Origin of the sequence: Pseudomonas sp. EL_65y_Pfl1_R83 (genome assembly GCF_963970695.1) — a bacterium.
GTDB lineage: Bacteria > Pseudomonadota > Gammaproteobacteria > Pseudomonadales > Pseudomonadaceae > Aquipseudomonas > Aquipseudomonas tritici.
Map to the genome: position 1 here is coordinate 150,100 of NZ_CAXAQI010000003.1, position 14,114 is coordinate 164,213.

Genomic DNA, 14,114 nt, shown 5'->3' on the forward strand with positions numbered 1-14,114 from the left:
TGCAAACGTTTGCCGTAGGAAAAATCCTAATAGAAGGCCGCACGTTTGCAGCAAGGCGATGTTCGCCCTGCGCAATCCGGTTATTTTCTTATGGGGTGATACTGACGCCCGAGAACACGTTGCGGCCGAAGGGGCTCACTTTGAAACCTTCGACTTTGGTGCTTAACGGCTGGTTGACCGTCGAGTGGGCGACTGGCGTGATGGGCACCTGCTGCTTGAGCAGTTGCTGCGCCTGTTTGTACAGAACAGTCCTTTGTTCGCGGTCGGTCACGACCTTGGCTTGCTTGATCAACTTGTCGTACGCCGGGTCACACCACATGGAGTAGTTGTTCCCGCCGATGGCGTCGCAGCTATAAAGAGTGCCCAGCCAGTTGTCCGGGTCACCATTGTCGCCGGTCCAGCCGATCAGGCTGATGTCGTGCTCACCGTTCTTGGTGCGCTTGATGTATTCGCCCCACTCGTAGCTGACGATCTTGACCTTGAGGCCGATTTTGGCCCAGTCGCTTTGCAGCATCTCGGCCATCAGCTTGGCGTTGGGGTTGTACGGCCGTTGTACCGGCATTGCCCACAAGGTGATCTCGGTACCTTCCTTCACGCCGGCGGCCTTGAGCAGTTCCTTGGCTTTTTCCGGGTTGTAGGCGGCGTCCTTGATGCTGTCGTCGTAGGACCATTGCGTCGGCGGCATGGCGTTGACCGCCAGTTGCCCAGCGCCCTGGTACACGGCATTCAGAATGCTCTGCTTGTTCACCGCCATGTCCAGTGCCTGGCGCACTTCGAGTTGGTCGAATGGCTTGTGGCGCACGTTGTAGGCGATGTAGCCGAGGTTGAAGCCTGGCTTGGTCAGCAGTTGCAGGTTCGGGTCCGCCTTGAGGGCGTCCACGTCAGCCGGGCGCGGATGCAGGGTTACCTGGCATTCGCCGGCCTTGAGTTTTTGCACCCGCACCGAAGCGTCGGTGTTGATGGCGAAGATCAACTGGTCGAGCTTGACCCGGCTAGGGTCCCAGTATTGTTTGTTGGCCAAATAACGGATCTGCGAATCTTTCTGATAGCGCTGGAAAACGAAGGGGCCAGTGCCGATCGGCTTCTGGTTGATATCGCTCGGCTTACCGCTCTTGAGCAACTGCTCGGCGTATTCGGCCGACAGGATCGCAGCGAAACTCATGGCAATGTTCTGCACGAACGCAGCGTCGACCGTGTTCAAGGTCATCACCACGGTGTGCGGGTCAGTTTTCTCGACCTTGGCAATGTTCTTGTTCAGGCTCATCCCGTTGAAGTACGGAAACTCGGTGGGGTAGGCCTTGCGAAACGGATGCTCAGGGTCAAGCATGCGGTTGAACGTGAACAGCACGTCGTCAGCATTGAAGTCCCGCGTTGGCTTGAACTCCTTGTTGCTATGGAACTTCACCCCTTCGCGCAGGTGGAAGGTGTACGTCAGGCCGTCTTCGGAAATATCCCACTTGGTAGCCAGCCCGGGCACCACATTGGTCGCGCCTTTTTCAAACTCAACCAAGCGGTTGTACAGCGGCTCGGCCGCATCGTTATCGGTGGCGGTGGTGTATTGCGCGGTGTCAAAACCTGCTGGGCTGCCTTCCGAGCAGAACACCAGGCTCTTCTTTTCGGCGGCTTGGCCCATCGTGGCCACAGCCAGCAGGCTGGTGCCAAAAATTGCGGATAGAACGGTGGTATGGCGCATGACGATCCCGATCCTTGTTTGTAGTTGTCATCAGCGAGCAATCACCTTGGCGTTCGGCCAGGGGGACATCACTGATCCCACACGCAGCAAGTACCCTTCCGAGGTTGGTGCCTCTGCTGTCCTACGACGTTATGGGTCGCGGACCTGGCAGTAAATGCACCAAATCGGATTGACCTTGTAGGTAACGGAGTCGCGCATCGCAGTTCGCTGCTGTAGGAAGCAACGATTGCAAGCGTGGTCTGTTTCCTACGGGTCAGGCGGATGCAATAACGGCGACGTTATGCAACGTCGCCGTTATTGGTCCTTACTTGCCGCTGACGCTCACGCCGTAGAAGGAGTTCAAGCCAAACGGGCTGATCTTGAAGTCCTGCACGGTGTTGCGCATGGGTTGATACACCGTCGAGTGCGCGATAGGTGTCATCGGGACAGCATCTTTGAGGATATGTTGCGCCTGCTTGTACAGCTCGGTGCGTTTGGCGACATCCGACGTAGCCTTGGCTTCTTTCACGATGCCGTCGAATTTCTTGTCGCACCATTTGGAGAAGTTGTTACCCGACAGCGAGTCGCAGCCGAACAGCACGTTCAGCCAGTTGTCTGGATCACCATTGTCACCGCTCCAGCCAATGATCATGGCCTGGTTCTCGCCACCTTTGGAGCGCTTGATGTACTCGCCCCACTCGTAGCTGGTAATTTTTACGTTGAGACCGATCTTCTTCCAGTCGTTTTGCAGCATTTCAGCCATCAGCTTGGCGTTCGGGTTGTACGGACGCTGAACCGGCATGGCCCACAGAACGATTTCGGTACCTTCCTTGACGCCGGCTTCCTTGAGCAGCGCCTTGGCTTTCTCAGGGTCGAACTTGGCGTCCTTGATGGTGGTGTCATACGACCATTGGGTCGGTGGCATGGCGTTCACGGCCAGTTGGCCAGCGCCCTGGTACACGGAGTCGATGATCTGCTGCTTGTTCACCGACATGTCTAGCGCCTGGCGCACGCGCAGGTCGGCCAGCGGGTTTGGCTGGTCGCTGCCCTTGACCTTGTCCATAACGTTGTAGGCGATGTAACCCAGGTTGAAACCGGCCTGGTGCGGCAGTTTCAAGTCCTTGTCTTCACCCAGCGCCTTGAGGTCGGCCGGGCGTGGGAACAAGGTGATCTGGCATTCGTTTTTCTTGAGTTTCTGGATACGCACCGACGGGTCGGTGGTGATGGCGAAGATCAGGTTGTCGATCTTCACGTCTTCAGGTTTCCAGTAGTCCTTGTTGCCGGTGTAACGAATGTTCGAGTCTTTCTGGTAGCTCTTGAACACGAACGGGCCAGTGCCGATTGGCTTCTGGTTGATGTCCGCAGGCTTGCCTTCCTTGAGCAGTTGAGCGGCGTATTCAGCCGACTGGATCGAGGCGAAGCTCATTGCCAGGTTCTGGATGAACGCGGCGTCCACAGTGCCAAGGGTGAACTTGACGGTGTGCTCATCGACTTTCTCGATGTTCTTGATGTTGGTGTCCATCCCCATGTCCGTGAAGTACGGGAACTCAGTGGGGTAGGCTTTGCGGAACGGATCGTCCTTGTTGATCATGCGGTTGAACGTGAACAGCACGTCATCGGCATTGAAGGTACGGGTCGGCTTGAAGTACGAGGTGGTGTGGAACTTGACGCCATCACGCAGGTGAAAGGTGTAGGTCAAGCCATCCGAGGACACTTCCCAGCTGGTGGCCAGCCCAGGAATCACAGCGGTGCCGCCACGTTCGAACTGGGTCAGGCGGTTGAACATGGTTTCGGCCGAGGCATCGAAGTCTGTTCCGGTGGTGTACTGGCCTGGATCAAAACCGGCCGGGCTCCCTTCGGAGCAGAACACCAGGTTAGTCGCCGCTTGGGCGAAAGGTGCCGCGGCCATTAGGCCAGCGCTAACAATTAACGGAATGACTGCGTTTCTAAGCATGTTGGCCTCATGATTTGTTGTCATTTTTGATGGTGAGGGCGACCTCGTGAGCCGGCCTGCGGATACTTATGCAGGCGCCATACCCATTGCAAGATGCTGAACCGTTCCGAGGGTGAAAGAGTGGTACGAACGTACAGGAATGTCGCAATTATGAAAGTTTGTACATATTTGCGCATATTTCGAGGGTTTTTTCGGTGCAAGCAGCGCACTAAAAAAGACCAACCGAGGCGTCTGGCGCACTCGGTTGGGGCGTTGCTGTTACTTATCTAGACTCACGCCATAGAACGGCGTCAACCCGAAGGGGCTGATCTTGAAGTCTTTGACTTCCTTGCGCATGGGTTGGAAAACCGTCGAGTTTGCGATAGGTGTTATAGGTACTTGTTCCTTAAGGATTTTCTGTGCCTGTTGATACCACTTGATGCGCTGCTCGCGGTCATTGCTGATCTTGGCTTGTTGAACGAGTTTGTCGTACGCCGGGTTACACCATTTAGCGTAGTTGCTGCCCTTGACCGCGGCACAACTGTAGAGCACGCCAAGCCAGTTATCCGGGTCGCCATTGTCGCCAGTCCAGCCATAAATCATCGCGTCGTGCTCGCCGTTTTTGGCGCGCTTGATGTATTCGCCCCATTCATAGCTGACGATGTTGGCCTTGATGCCAATTTTTGCCCAATCCTGTTGAATCATTTGGGCCGACATGCGCGCATTCGGATTGGACGCGCGCTGGACGGTCATTGCCCACAGGTTGATGGTGGTACCTGGTGCAACCCCTGCTTCTTTTAGTAGCGCTTTGGCCTGGGTCGGGTCGTAGGGCGCGTCCTTGATCGCGGGGTCATAAGACCACTGCGCAGGTGGGAGTGCATTCTGCGCCAATTGCCCGGCGCTCTGGTACACGGCTTTGATAATCGCGGGCTTGTCGATCGCCATGTCCAGGGCCTGGCGCACCTTGAGCTGGTCAAGCGGCGGATGGGTCACGTTGTAGGCCAAAAAGCCCAAGTTGAAACCGGCTTGCTGCAGCACGCGCACGTTCGGGTCCTGCTTCATCACTTCGATGTCGGCGGGGCGTGGATAGCCGCTGACCTGACATTCGCCGGCCTTGAGCTTTTGCAGGCGTGACGCGGCATCCGGGGTAATGGCGAACACGAGGTTGTCGAGTTTCACATCCTCGGGCTTCCAATACTGTTTGTTGGCCACGTAGCGGATCTGCGAATCCTTCTGGTAGCGCTTGAACACAAACGGCCCAGTGCCCACCGGCTTCTGGTTGATGTCGGAGGCTGTGCCTTGTTTGAGCAGTTGCGCGGCGTACTCGGCGGATTGCACTGAAGCGAAGCTCATGGCCAGGTTCTGCACGAACGACGCATCGACGTTGTTCAGGTTGAAGCGCACGGTGTGTTCGTCGAGTTTGTCGACGCTCTTGATCGTGGTGTTCAAGCCCATGTCGGTGAAGTAAGGCGACTCGGAAGGGTAGGCCTTGCGGAACGGGCTTTCGGCATCCAGCAGGCGATTGAAGGTGAACAGCACGTCATCCGCGTTGAAGTCGCGGGTAGGCGTGAAGAAATCCGTGGTGTGGAACTTGACGCCATCGCGCAGGTGGAAGGTATACGTCAGGCCGTCCTTGGAAACATCCCAACTTGTCGCCAGGCCAGGTTCGACTTCGGTGCCACCGCGCTTGAACTGGGTCAGGCGGTTGAACACGGTTTCGGCAGATGCATCAAAATCGGTGCCGCTGGTGTACTGGCTGGGATCGAAACCGGCGGGGCTGGCTTCGGAGCAGTAGACCAGGGTGCTGGCCGCCTGGGCCAACGGCATAAAGGCCAGCAGGCCTGCGGCGAGGAGGAGCGGCTTTAAGGCGATTCTTTCCATGGAGACCCCTGAAGTGGCAGGCATACATAAGCTGCCCAAACGAAAATGGCGTCACCGAGGGTAACGCCGTTCAGGTTTGTCAGGTAGGGGTCACTGCATCTGCACTTCGATCACGCCATCGGCACTCATGGTGACTTGGCTGGTGCCGGCTTCGACCTCCGGTGTCGGTGCCGAATCGGCCATCGCTGCCTTCATCATCATGCCGCCACGGGCATAAGGCGTTGGGTAGCCGTTGGTGTTGAAGTTCAAGTTGACGATCTTGTAGCCCTTGCCGCCCAATGCATCGGTGGCCAGTTGCGCGCGAGCCTTGAAGGCGGCAACCGCATCCTTGAGCAGTGCATCTTCACTGGACTTGCGCGTGGCGTCGGCGATGGCGAAGTCCATGCTGTCCATTTTCAGGGTGGTCAGCAGTTCGCCGGTGAGCTTGGACAGCGCCGGGAAGTCCGCGCTTTCCAGGCGCAGTTCGGCACGCTCACGCCAGCCGGTGATCTTCTGGTTCTTGTTGTCGTAGATCGGGTAGCTGTTACGGCTGCCTTGGCGCAGGGTCACGGCTTTGACTTCGCTGGCCTGGCCGAGGGCCTTGTTCATCGTTTCAGTGATTTCGGCGGCGAGTTTGGCCGGGTCGCTGTTCTGGGATTCTGTGTACAGGGTGACGATCATCTTGTCGCGGGCCACTTCCTGGCTGGCCTCGGCGCGCAGGGAGATCTGGTTGTAATGCAGCTCATCGCCAGCCAGGGCCGGAAGGCTGGCCAGGGCGCTGACGCTGAGCGTGATAACGGCTGCACTGCGAGTGAAACGAGACATGAAAGCTCCTTGGGATGTTCGTGTTCGGTAAGACTGTAGACGATGGCGTTGGGTTCTTCGGGTTTAGGAATTAGAAAAAAAAGCTGCAAGCTTCAAGCGGCGGCGCCCACTGCGTCAAAGAGCCACACACCCAATGCCCAAGGCGCTGCTTCGTTTATACTCCTGCCGATCCGCCTGCAGCGCTCACCGGGAGAGCTCATGCTCGCCGCCGTAAAACTGACTTCCGCCACCCGCCAGAACCTCTGGCGCCTGACGTTCATACGTACCCTGGTACTGGCCGCACAAGCCGGCTCCGTGGGGCTTGCCTATTGGTTTGACCTGCTGCCACTGCCCTGGCTGCAACTGGGCGTAACCCTCGGGTTTTCCATCGTCCTTTGTGTGTTTACCGCGATCCGCTTGCGTACCACCTGGCCGGTCACCGAGCTGGAATACGCGCTGCAACTGGCCTGCGATCTGTTTATCCACAGTGTGTTGCTGTATTTCTCCGGTGGTTCCACCAACCCGTTTGTGTCTTATTACCTGGTGCCACTGACCATTGCCGCCGTGACCTTGCCGTGGCGCTACTCGGTGGTGCTGTCGGGCATCGCGCTGACCCTGTATACGTTGCTGCTGGCGCAGTTCTACCCGCTGCAAACTTTTCCTATCGCCCGCGAAAATCTGCAGATCTACGGGATGTGGCTGAGTTTTGCCCTGTCTGCTGCGGTCATCACCTTCTTCGCCGCACGCATGGCCGAAGAACTGCGTCGCCAGGAAGAACTGCGCGCCATTCGCCGTGAAGAGGGCCTGCGCGACCAACAACTGCTGGCCGTCGCCACCCAAGCCGCCGGCGCCGCCCATGAATTGGGTACGCCGTTGGCCACCATGAGCGTGCTGCTCAAGGAAATGACCCAAGACCATCACGACCCGGCCCTGCAAGATGACTTGAGCGTGTTGCAGGAGCAGGTCAAGCAGTGCAAGCAGACCTTGCAGCAACTGGTGCGGGCCGCCGAAGCCAATCGCCGCCTGGCGGTGGAGATGCAGGATGTGACCCAGTGGCTCGACGAAGCGCTGAACCGCTGGCACCTGATGCGCCCCGAAGCCAGTTACCGTTTTCATCTGCTGGGGCAGGGCAGCGTGCCGCGCATGGCGCCGCCACCGGATTTGACCCAGGCATTGCTCAACCTGCTGAACAACGCCGCCGACGCCTGCCCCGAAGGCCTGGGCGTACAGTTGGATTGGGATGCCGAGAACGTGACCATCAGTATTCGTGACCACGGTGCAGGTGTGCCGCTGGCGATTGCCGAGCAGATCGGTAAACCGTTCTTTACCACCAAGGGCAAAGGCTTCGGCCTCGGCCTGTTTTTGAGCAAGGCCAGCGTGACCCGCGCGGGCGGCTCAGTGAAACTCTATAGTCATGAGGAAGGCGGTACGCTCACCGAGCTGCGCCTGCCCCGTGTCGCACGAGGAGATATCGATGAGTGACGAGATCCAAGTCGAAGGTGAAGAACTGCCGCACCTGTTGCTGGTAGATGACGACGCCACCTTTACCCGCGTGATGGCGCGCGCCATGAGCCGTCGTGGTTTCCGCGTCAGCACCGCAGGTTCCGCCGAAGAGGGCCTGATCATCGCCCAGGCCGACCTGCCGGACTACGCTGCGCTCGACCTGAAAATGGACGGTGACTCCGGCCTGGTGCTGTTGCCCAAGCTGCTGGAGCTCGACCCGGAAATGCGTGTGGTGATCCTCACCGGTTACTCCAGCATTGCCACTGCCGTCGAGGCCATCAAGCGCGGCGCGTGCAACTACCTGTGCAAGCCGGCAGACGCCGACGACGTACTGGCCGCCTTGCTGTCCGAGCACGCTGACCTCGACACCCTGGTGCCGGAAAATCCGATGTCGGTGGACCGCTTGCAGTGGGAGCACATCCAGCGCGTGCTGACCGAGCACGAAGGCAATATATCCGCCACTGCCCGTGCCCTGGGCATGCATCGCCGCACCTTGCAGCGTAAGTTGCAGAAGCGCCCGGTACGTCGCTGAACCTAAGCTGAACAGTCTGCTTCAGGCCGCACAGAGCCCTGAACCGATCACTTATGATCGGTTCATACGCCTGTGACCTTATCCCTACCGAGCCTGAACGATGAATCAGAACGCTGAGTACTCCGCGGTCAACGACGCGGTGCGTGGGCAATTTTTACGGCGGGTGTGGGGGCTGATCACGCCTTATTGGCGCAGCGAAGAGAAGGGCAAAGCCTGGCTGCTGCTGTTGGTGGTGCTGGGGCTTTCGCTGTTCAGCGTCGCCGTGTCGGTATGGTTCAACAGCTGGAACCGCGATTTCTATAACGCCCTGGAGCACAAGGACTACGACGCCTTCACCCATCTGCTGATGTACTTCAGCGTGATTGCGGTGGTAGCAATCGTGACCGGTGTGTTCACCTCCTATTTGCAACAGATGCTCACCATCCGCTGGCGCCGCTGGCTGACGGAAACCTACTTTGCCCAATGGCTGAGCCACAAGAATTACTACCACCTGGAATACGGCGGCTACACCGATAACCCCGACCAGCGTATCTCCGAAGACCTCAACGCCTTTACCAGCAGCACCCTCAACCTGGGGCTGGGTTTTATCAGCAACCTGGTGAGCCTGGTGTCGTTCTCGGTGATTCTGTGGGGCGTGTCCGGCAGTATCGACGTGTGGGGCATCACCATTCCCGGCTACATGTTCTGGGCGGCGCTGGTTTACGCGGTGGTCGGCAGTTGGTTGACCCACTTGATTGGTCGAAAACTCATCGGCCTGAGCAACCGTCAACAACGGTTCGAGGCCGACTTGCGTTTCAGCCTGGTGCGGGTGCGCGAAAACGCGGAAAGCATCGCGCTGATCAATGGCGAACGCAACGAACACCAGCAATTGAGTGCGCGTTTCGGGCGGGTGTGGAGCAATTTCTGGAGCATCATGCAGCTCAAGAAGCGCCTGAATTTCTTTACCAGTGGTTACTCCCAGATCGCGATCATCTTTCCTTTTGTGGTCGCGGCGCCGCGTTATTTTTCCGGCAAAATCGAACTGGGCGTACTGATGCAGGTGGCCCAGGCGTTTGGCAGTGTGCAGGGCAGCCTCAGTTGGTTTGTCGACGCCTATACGATGCTGGCCAGTTGGCGCGCCACCTGTGATCGTCTGCTGAGTTTCGGCCAGGCCATGCAAGACAACCAAAACCGCACCATGGGCATTGGCTTGCAACATCAAGGCGGGGATTTGCAGGTCAAGGACCTGAGCCTGGACCTCGCCGACGGCCGTCATTTGCTGCAGGGCGCCGACCTGACCGTCGCCGAGGGTGAGCGCTTGATGCTCAGCGGTCGTTCCGGCAGCGGCAAGTCGACCTTGCTGCGGGCCATGGGCAACCTGTGGCCCAACGGCCACGGTAATATTCGCCTGCCGGCCGAGCGCTATCTGTTCCTACCGCAAAAACCGTACTTGCCGATTGGCACGCTGAAGGCGGTGTTGAGTTATCCACAGGACGACAGCGTCTACCCGGCAGAACGTTATGCACAGGCCCTCGAGACGTGCCGTCTACCCCATCTGGTTGCTCGTCTGGACGACGCCAACCACTGGCAGCGCATGCTCTCACCGGGCGAGCAGCAGCGCCTGGCCTTCGCCCGTGCGTTGTTGTATGCGCCGCAATGGCTGTACATGGATGAGGCGACGTCGGCTATGGATGAAGAGGATGAGGCAACGCTGTATCAAGCGTTGATTGATGAGCTGCCGGGGCTGAGCATTGTCAGTGTGGGGCATCGCAGCAGCCTCAAGCGTTTCCATGGGCGGCATGTGCGGATTGAGGGTGGGCGGTTGCAAGAACAACCATTGGCGTAAGGTCAAACTCGGTCAATGTGGGAGTCGGCTTGCTCGCGAATACGGTCTATCCGTTACCGATGTGCTGACTGACCCACCGCTGTCGCGAGCAAGCCCGCACATTTGATTGATGTTGTTTGTGAGACTCACAAAAAAGCCCGGCTGATCATCGATCAGCCGGGTTTTTTGTTGCTTGAAGACGAGTTACTTCTTCAAGCCGTAATGCTCATCCAGCATGCCAGGGGCGTTCGGCGTTTTTGGCGCGTAGTCCCGTGGAGGCTCCTGGTTTTCCCGCGGCGGGGTCAGGCGCTCCCGCGGCGCTTGAGGTGCATCGGAATGCAACGCGGCCAGCAGACGCTGACGGGTAATGTCATCGAGGGCCAGGCGGTTGGCACCATCGGCGAGGTGGTCCTGTACATCCTGGTAGCTCTGGGTGAGCTTCTTGACCAGGGTCGCGGTGCTGTTGAAGTGGGTAACCACCTCATTCTGATAACTGTCAAAACGTTCCTGAATGTCATCCAGCTGACGCTGCGTGCGGTTAGGCGCGGCATTCGGCAACAGGCGAGCAACCAGGAATCCAATGGCGACACCGGCAACCAGGGCAAGAGTCGGCAACAACCAAACTAAGAGCGAGTGTTCCACGAGTCCTTCCTCTATAAACGGCTTTGCTTTACGTTAACGGCTCAAACCTGCGCTGTATACCGCGATTAAGCTCGCAATGATGCCAAGCACAGACTTTTAGCTAGACGAGTCGACCCATTGAGAGGTCACGGAGTTCATCTCTTGCTCATGCGTGAAACCCCCGTTTTGATCGATGGCCCGGTAGGCCAATTGGAAGCCCTGTATCTGGATCACCCCGAGCCGCGTGGCCTGGCGTTGATCTGCCACCCTAACCCGGTGCAGGGTGGGACCATGCTTAATAAAGTTGTGTCGACCCTGCAGCGCACTGCCCGCGATGCTGGATTGATTACTTTGCGTTTCAATTACCGTGGTGTCGGCGCAAGTGCCGGCACCCACGACATGAGCACCGGTGAAGTGGACGATGCCGAAGCGGCCGCCGCTTGGCTGCGGGAAAAACACCCCGAGCTGCCGATCACCTTGCTCGGTTTTTCCTTCGGTGGCTACGTCGCTGCCAGCCTCGGCGGCCGCCTGGAAGCCAAGGGCGAAAAACTGTCACATCTGTTCATGGTGGCCGCTGCGGTGATGCGCTTGAGCGATAACGACCTGCTGCCCCAGGGTTGCCCATTGACCCTGATCCAGCCTGAAACCGATGAAGTGGTCGACCCACAACTCGTCTACGACTGGTCCGCCGCCTTGAAACGCCCCCATGAGCTGCTGAAAGTGGCAGAATGCGGACACTTTTTTCATGGCAAGCTCACCGATCTCAAGGATCTGGTCCTGCCGCGCCTCTCGAATTGATAGCAGTCTGATAAGCGATTACCCATGACGACTCGTACCCGTATCCTCACCGGCATCACCACCACCGGCACGCCGCACCTGGGCAACTACGCCGGTGCGATCCGCCCGGCGATCCTTGCCAGCCAGGACGCCAATGCCGACTCCTTCTACTTCCTGGCCGACTACCACGCCCTGATCAAATGCGATGACCCGCAGCGCATCCAGCGTTCGCGTATGGAAATCGCCGCGACCTGGCTGGCCGGTGGCCTGGATGTAAACCGGGTGACGTTCTATCGCCAGTCGGACATCCCGCAAATCCCCGAGCTGACGTGGCTGCTGACCTGCGTGGCCGCCAAGGGCCTGCTCAACCGCGCCCACGCCTACAAGGCCTCGGTGGACAAAAACGTAGAAACCGGTGAAGACCCGGACGCGGGCATCACCATGGGCCTGTACAGCTACCCTGTGCTGATGGCGGCGGACATCCTGATGTTCAATGCGCACAAAGTGCCGGTCGGCCGTGACCAGATCCAGCACGTGGAAATGGCCCGCGACATCGGCCAGCGCTTCAACCACCTGTTTGGCAACGGCAAAGAATTCTTCACCATGCCTGAGGCGTTGATCGAAGAAAGCGTCGCCACCTTGCCGGGCCTGGACGGCCGCAAGATGTCGAAAAGCTACGACAACACCATTCCGTTGTTCACCAGCGCCAAGGACATGAAGGACGCCATCTCGCGGATCGTCACCGACTCCCGCGCGCCAGGCGAAGCCAAGGACCCGGACAACTCGCACCTTTTCACCTTGTACCAGGCGTTTGCCAGTCAGGCCCAGGAAGAAGAATTCCGCGCCGAGCTGCAACAAGGCCTGGGCTGGGGTGAGGCGAAAAGCCGTCTGTTCCAGCTGCTGGATGGGCAGTTGGGCGAAGCGCGCGAGCGCTACCACGCGCTGATGTCGCGCCCATCGGATATGGAAGACCTGCTGCTGGTCGGCGCCAAAAAGGCCCGTGCCGTGGCGGCGCCGTTCCTCGCCGAGCTGCGTGAAGCGGTTGGCCTGCGTTCGTTTGTCGAGCAAGCTGCGGCGCCGGTCGCTGCGAAGAAGAAAGCCGCAAAAGCCGCGCGCTTTGTGAGCTTTCGCGAAGACGACGGCAGCTTCCGCTTCCGCCTGTTGGCCGCCGATGGCGAGCAATTATTGCTGTCGCGTCATTTCGCCGACGGCAAGGCCGCCGGTGCCGTGACCAAGCAACTGCAAAACGGTGACGCGCTGGATGTGCGCCCTGAGGCCGTGAGCTTCAGCGTATGGCTGGACGGAAGCGCGGTAGCGGACAGCGCCGAGTTCGCCGACGAAGCGTCCCGCGATGCCGCCATCGCCGCGCTGCGCGTCGCGTTGACCCCCCTCGAGGATTAACCCGACCAAGGGTTGATTGCCATTATCCAGGGCCGTCGTTACAGTGACGGCCCGTTTTTGTTGCCTTGCTAACGAAATTATGACGCCCCTAGAACGATATCAAGCTGATTTGAAACGCCCTGAGTTCTTCCATGACGCGGCCCAGGAAACGGCAGTGCGTCATTTGCAGCGCCTGTACGACGACCTGGTCGCGGCCTCGCAAAGCAAGCCAGGTATGTTCAGCAAGCTGTTTGGCAAAAAAGACCACACGCCGGTCAAGGGCCTGTATTTCTGGGGCGGCGTGGGCCGTGGCAAGACCTACCTGGTCGATACGTTCTTCGAAGCACTGCCGTTCAAGGAAAAGGTGCGGACGCACTTCCACCGCTTCATGAAGCGTGTGCACGAAGAGATGAAGACCCTGCCGGGCGAGAAAAACCCGCTGACCATCATCGCCAAGCGCTTTTCTGATGAGGCGCGGGTGATTTGCTTCGATGAATTTTTCGTCTCCGACATCACCGACGCCATGATCCTTGGCACGCTGATGGAAGAACTGTTCAAGAACGGCGTGACGCTGGTCGCCACCTCGAACATCGTGCCTGACGGTTTGTACAAGGACGGCCTGCAACGCGCACGCTTCCTGCCGGCCATCGCGCTGATCAAGCAGAACACCGAGATCGTCAACGTCGACAGCGGCGTCGACTACCGCCTGCGCCACCTGGAGCAAGCGGAGCTGTTTCACTTCCCGTTGAACGAAGCGGCCCATGAAAGCTTGAAAAAAAGCTTCCGTGCGCTGACGCCGGAATGCACCCAGGCGGTGGAAAACGACAAGCTGATGATCGAGAACCGCGAAATCATCGCATTGCGTACCTGCGATGATGTGGCCTGGTTCGAGTTCCGCCAACTGTGCGACGGCCCGCGTAGCCAGAACGACTACATCGAACTGGGCAAGATCTTTCACGCGGTGATTTTGAGCGGCGTGGAGCAGATGAGCGTGACCACCGACGACATCGCGCGACGGTTTATCAATATGGTCGACGAGTTCTACGACCGTAACGTCAAGCTGATCATTTCGGCGGAAGTCGAGCTGAAGGACCTGTATACCGGCGGTCGTTTGAACTTTGAGTTCCAGCGCACGCTGAGCCGCTTGTTGGAAATGCAGTCCCACGAGTTCCTGTCGCGCGGTCACAAACCTTAAGAATGATGTAAATCAAATGTGGCCGCGAGCAAG

At 58.6% G+C, this 14,114-nt stretch carries 11 protein-coding genes; 6 read left to right on the forward strand and 5 right to left on the reverse strand.

The window, feature by feature from the left end; all coding sequences use genetic code 11:
* Positions 1-88: 88 nt before the first annotated feature.
* From AACY08_RS05095 to AACY08_RS05110, 4 genes are all read right to left on the reverse strand, one after another.
* A complete protein-coding gene (locus AACY08_RS05095) occupies positions 89-1,633 on the reverse strand; it encodes an ABC transporter substrate-binding protein (protein ID WP_445261419.1) in 1,545 nt (514 codons plus the stop codon).
* Between the two features lie 364 nt (positions 1,634-1,997).
* Entirely contained in the window at positions 1,998-3,626 is a 1,629-nt protein-coding gene (locus AACY08_RS05100; RefSeq protein WP_339468442.1) for an ABC transporter substrate-binding protein, read from the reverse strand.
* A 258-nt stretch (positions 3,627-3,884) separates the two neighbouring features.
* Positions 3,885-5,486, reverse strand: a complete 1,602-nt coding sequence (locus AACY08_RS05105; RefSeq protein ID WP_339468444.1) for an ABC transporter substrate-binding protein — start codon at positions 5,484-5,486, stop codon at positions 3,885-3,887.
* 90 nt (positions 5,487-5,576) lie between these two features.
* On the reverse strand, positions 5,577-6,290 hold the full coding sequence (locus tag AACY08_RS05110; RefSeq protein WP_339468446.1) for an SIMPL domain-containing protein: 714 nt from the start codon (positions 6,288-6,290) through the stop codon (positions 5,577-5,579).
* Between the two features lie 198 nt (positions 6,291-6,488).
* On the opposite strand from AACY08_RS05110, the gene AACY08_RS05115 reads away from it, so the two are divergent.
* The 3 genes from AACY08_RS05115 (at position 6,489) to AACY08_RS05125 (ending at position 10,129) form a co-directional block, all read left to right on the forward strand.
* Entirely contained in the window at positions 6,489-7,751 is a 1,263-nt protein-coding gene (locus AACY08_RS05115) for an ATP-binding protein (protein ID WP_314569373.1), read from the forward strand.
* Positions 7,744-8,304: a response regulator transcription factor gene (locus AACY08_RS05120; RefSeq protein ID WP_339417449.1), complete on the forward strand. Its 561-nt coding sequence runs from the start codon at positions 7,744-7,746 to the stop codon at positions 8,302-8,304. Before AACY08_RS05115 ends, AACY08_RS05120 begins: the two co-directional genes overlap by 8 nt.
* A gap of 100 nt (positions 8,305-8,404) precedes the next feature.
* On the forward strand, positions 8,405-10,129 hold the full coding sequence (locus AACY08_RS05125) for an ABC transporter ATP-binding protein/permease (RefSeq protein WP_339468448.1): 1,725 nt from the start codon (positions 8,405-8,407) through the stop codon (positions 10,127-10,129).
* A 183-nt stretch (positions 10,130-10,312) separates the two neighbouring features.
* Here AACY08_RS05125 and AACY08_RS05130 read toward each other — a convergent pair whose 3' ends face one another.
* Positions 10,313-10,750 (reverse strand): YhcB family protein, encoded by a 438-nt coding sequence (locus AACY08_RS05130; RefSeq protein WP_004372274.1) that lies wholly within the window; start codon positions 10,748-10,750, stop codon positions 10,313-10,315.
* 147 nt (positions 10,751-10,897) lie between these two features.
* Between AACY08_RS05130 and AACY08_RS05135 the strand changes: the two genes are divergently transcribed.
* The 3 genes from AACY08_RS05135 (at position 10,898) to zapE (ending at position 14,081) form a co-directional block, all read left to right on the forward strand.
* A complete protein-coding gene (locus AACY08_RS05135; RefSeq protein WP_049710016.1) occupies positions 10,898-11,527 on the forward strand; it encodes an alpha/beta hydrolase in 630 nt (209 codons plus the stop codon).
* Between the two features lie 24 nt (positions 11,528-11,551).
* Positions 11,552-12,907 (forward strand): tryptophan--tRNA ligase, encoded by a 1,356-nt coding sequence (locus AACY08_RS05140; protein ID WP_339468450.1) that lies wholly within the window; start codon positions 11,552-11,554, stop codon positions 12,905-12,907.
* A 79-nt stretch (positions 12,908-12,986) separates the two neighbouring features.
* Positions 12,987-14,081 (forward strand): cell division protein ZapE, encoded by a 1,095-nt coding sequence (gene zapE / locus AACY08_RS05145; protein ID WP_012722199.1) that lies wholly within the window; start codon positions 12,987-12,989, stop codon positions 14,079-14,081.
* Positions 14,082-14,114: the final 33 nt, after the last annotated feature.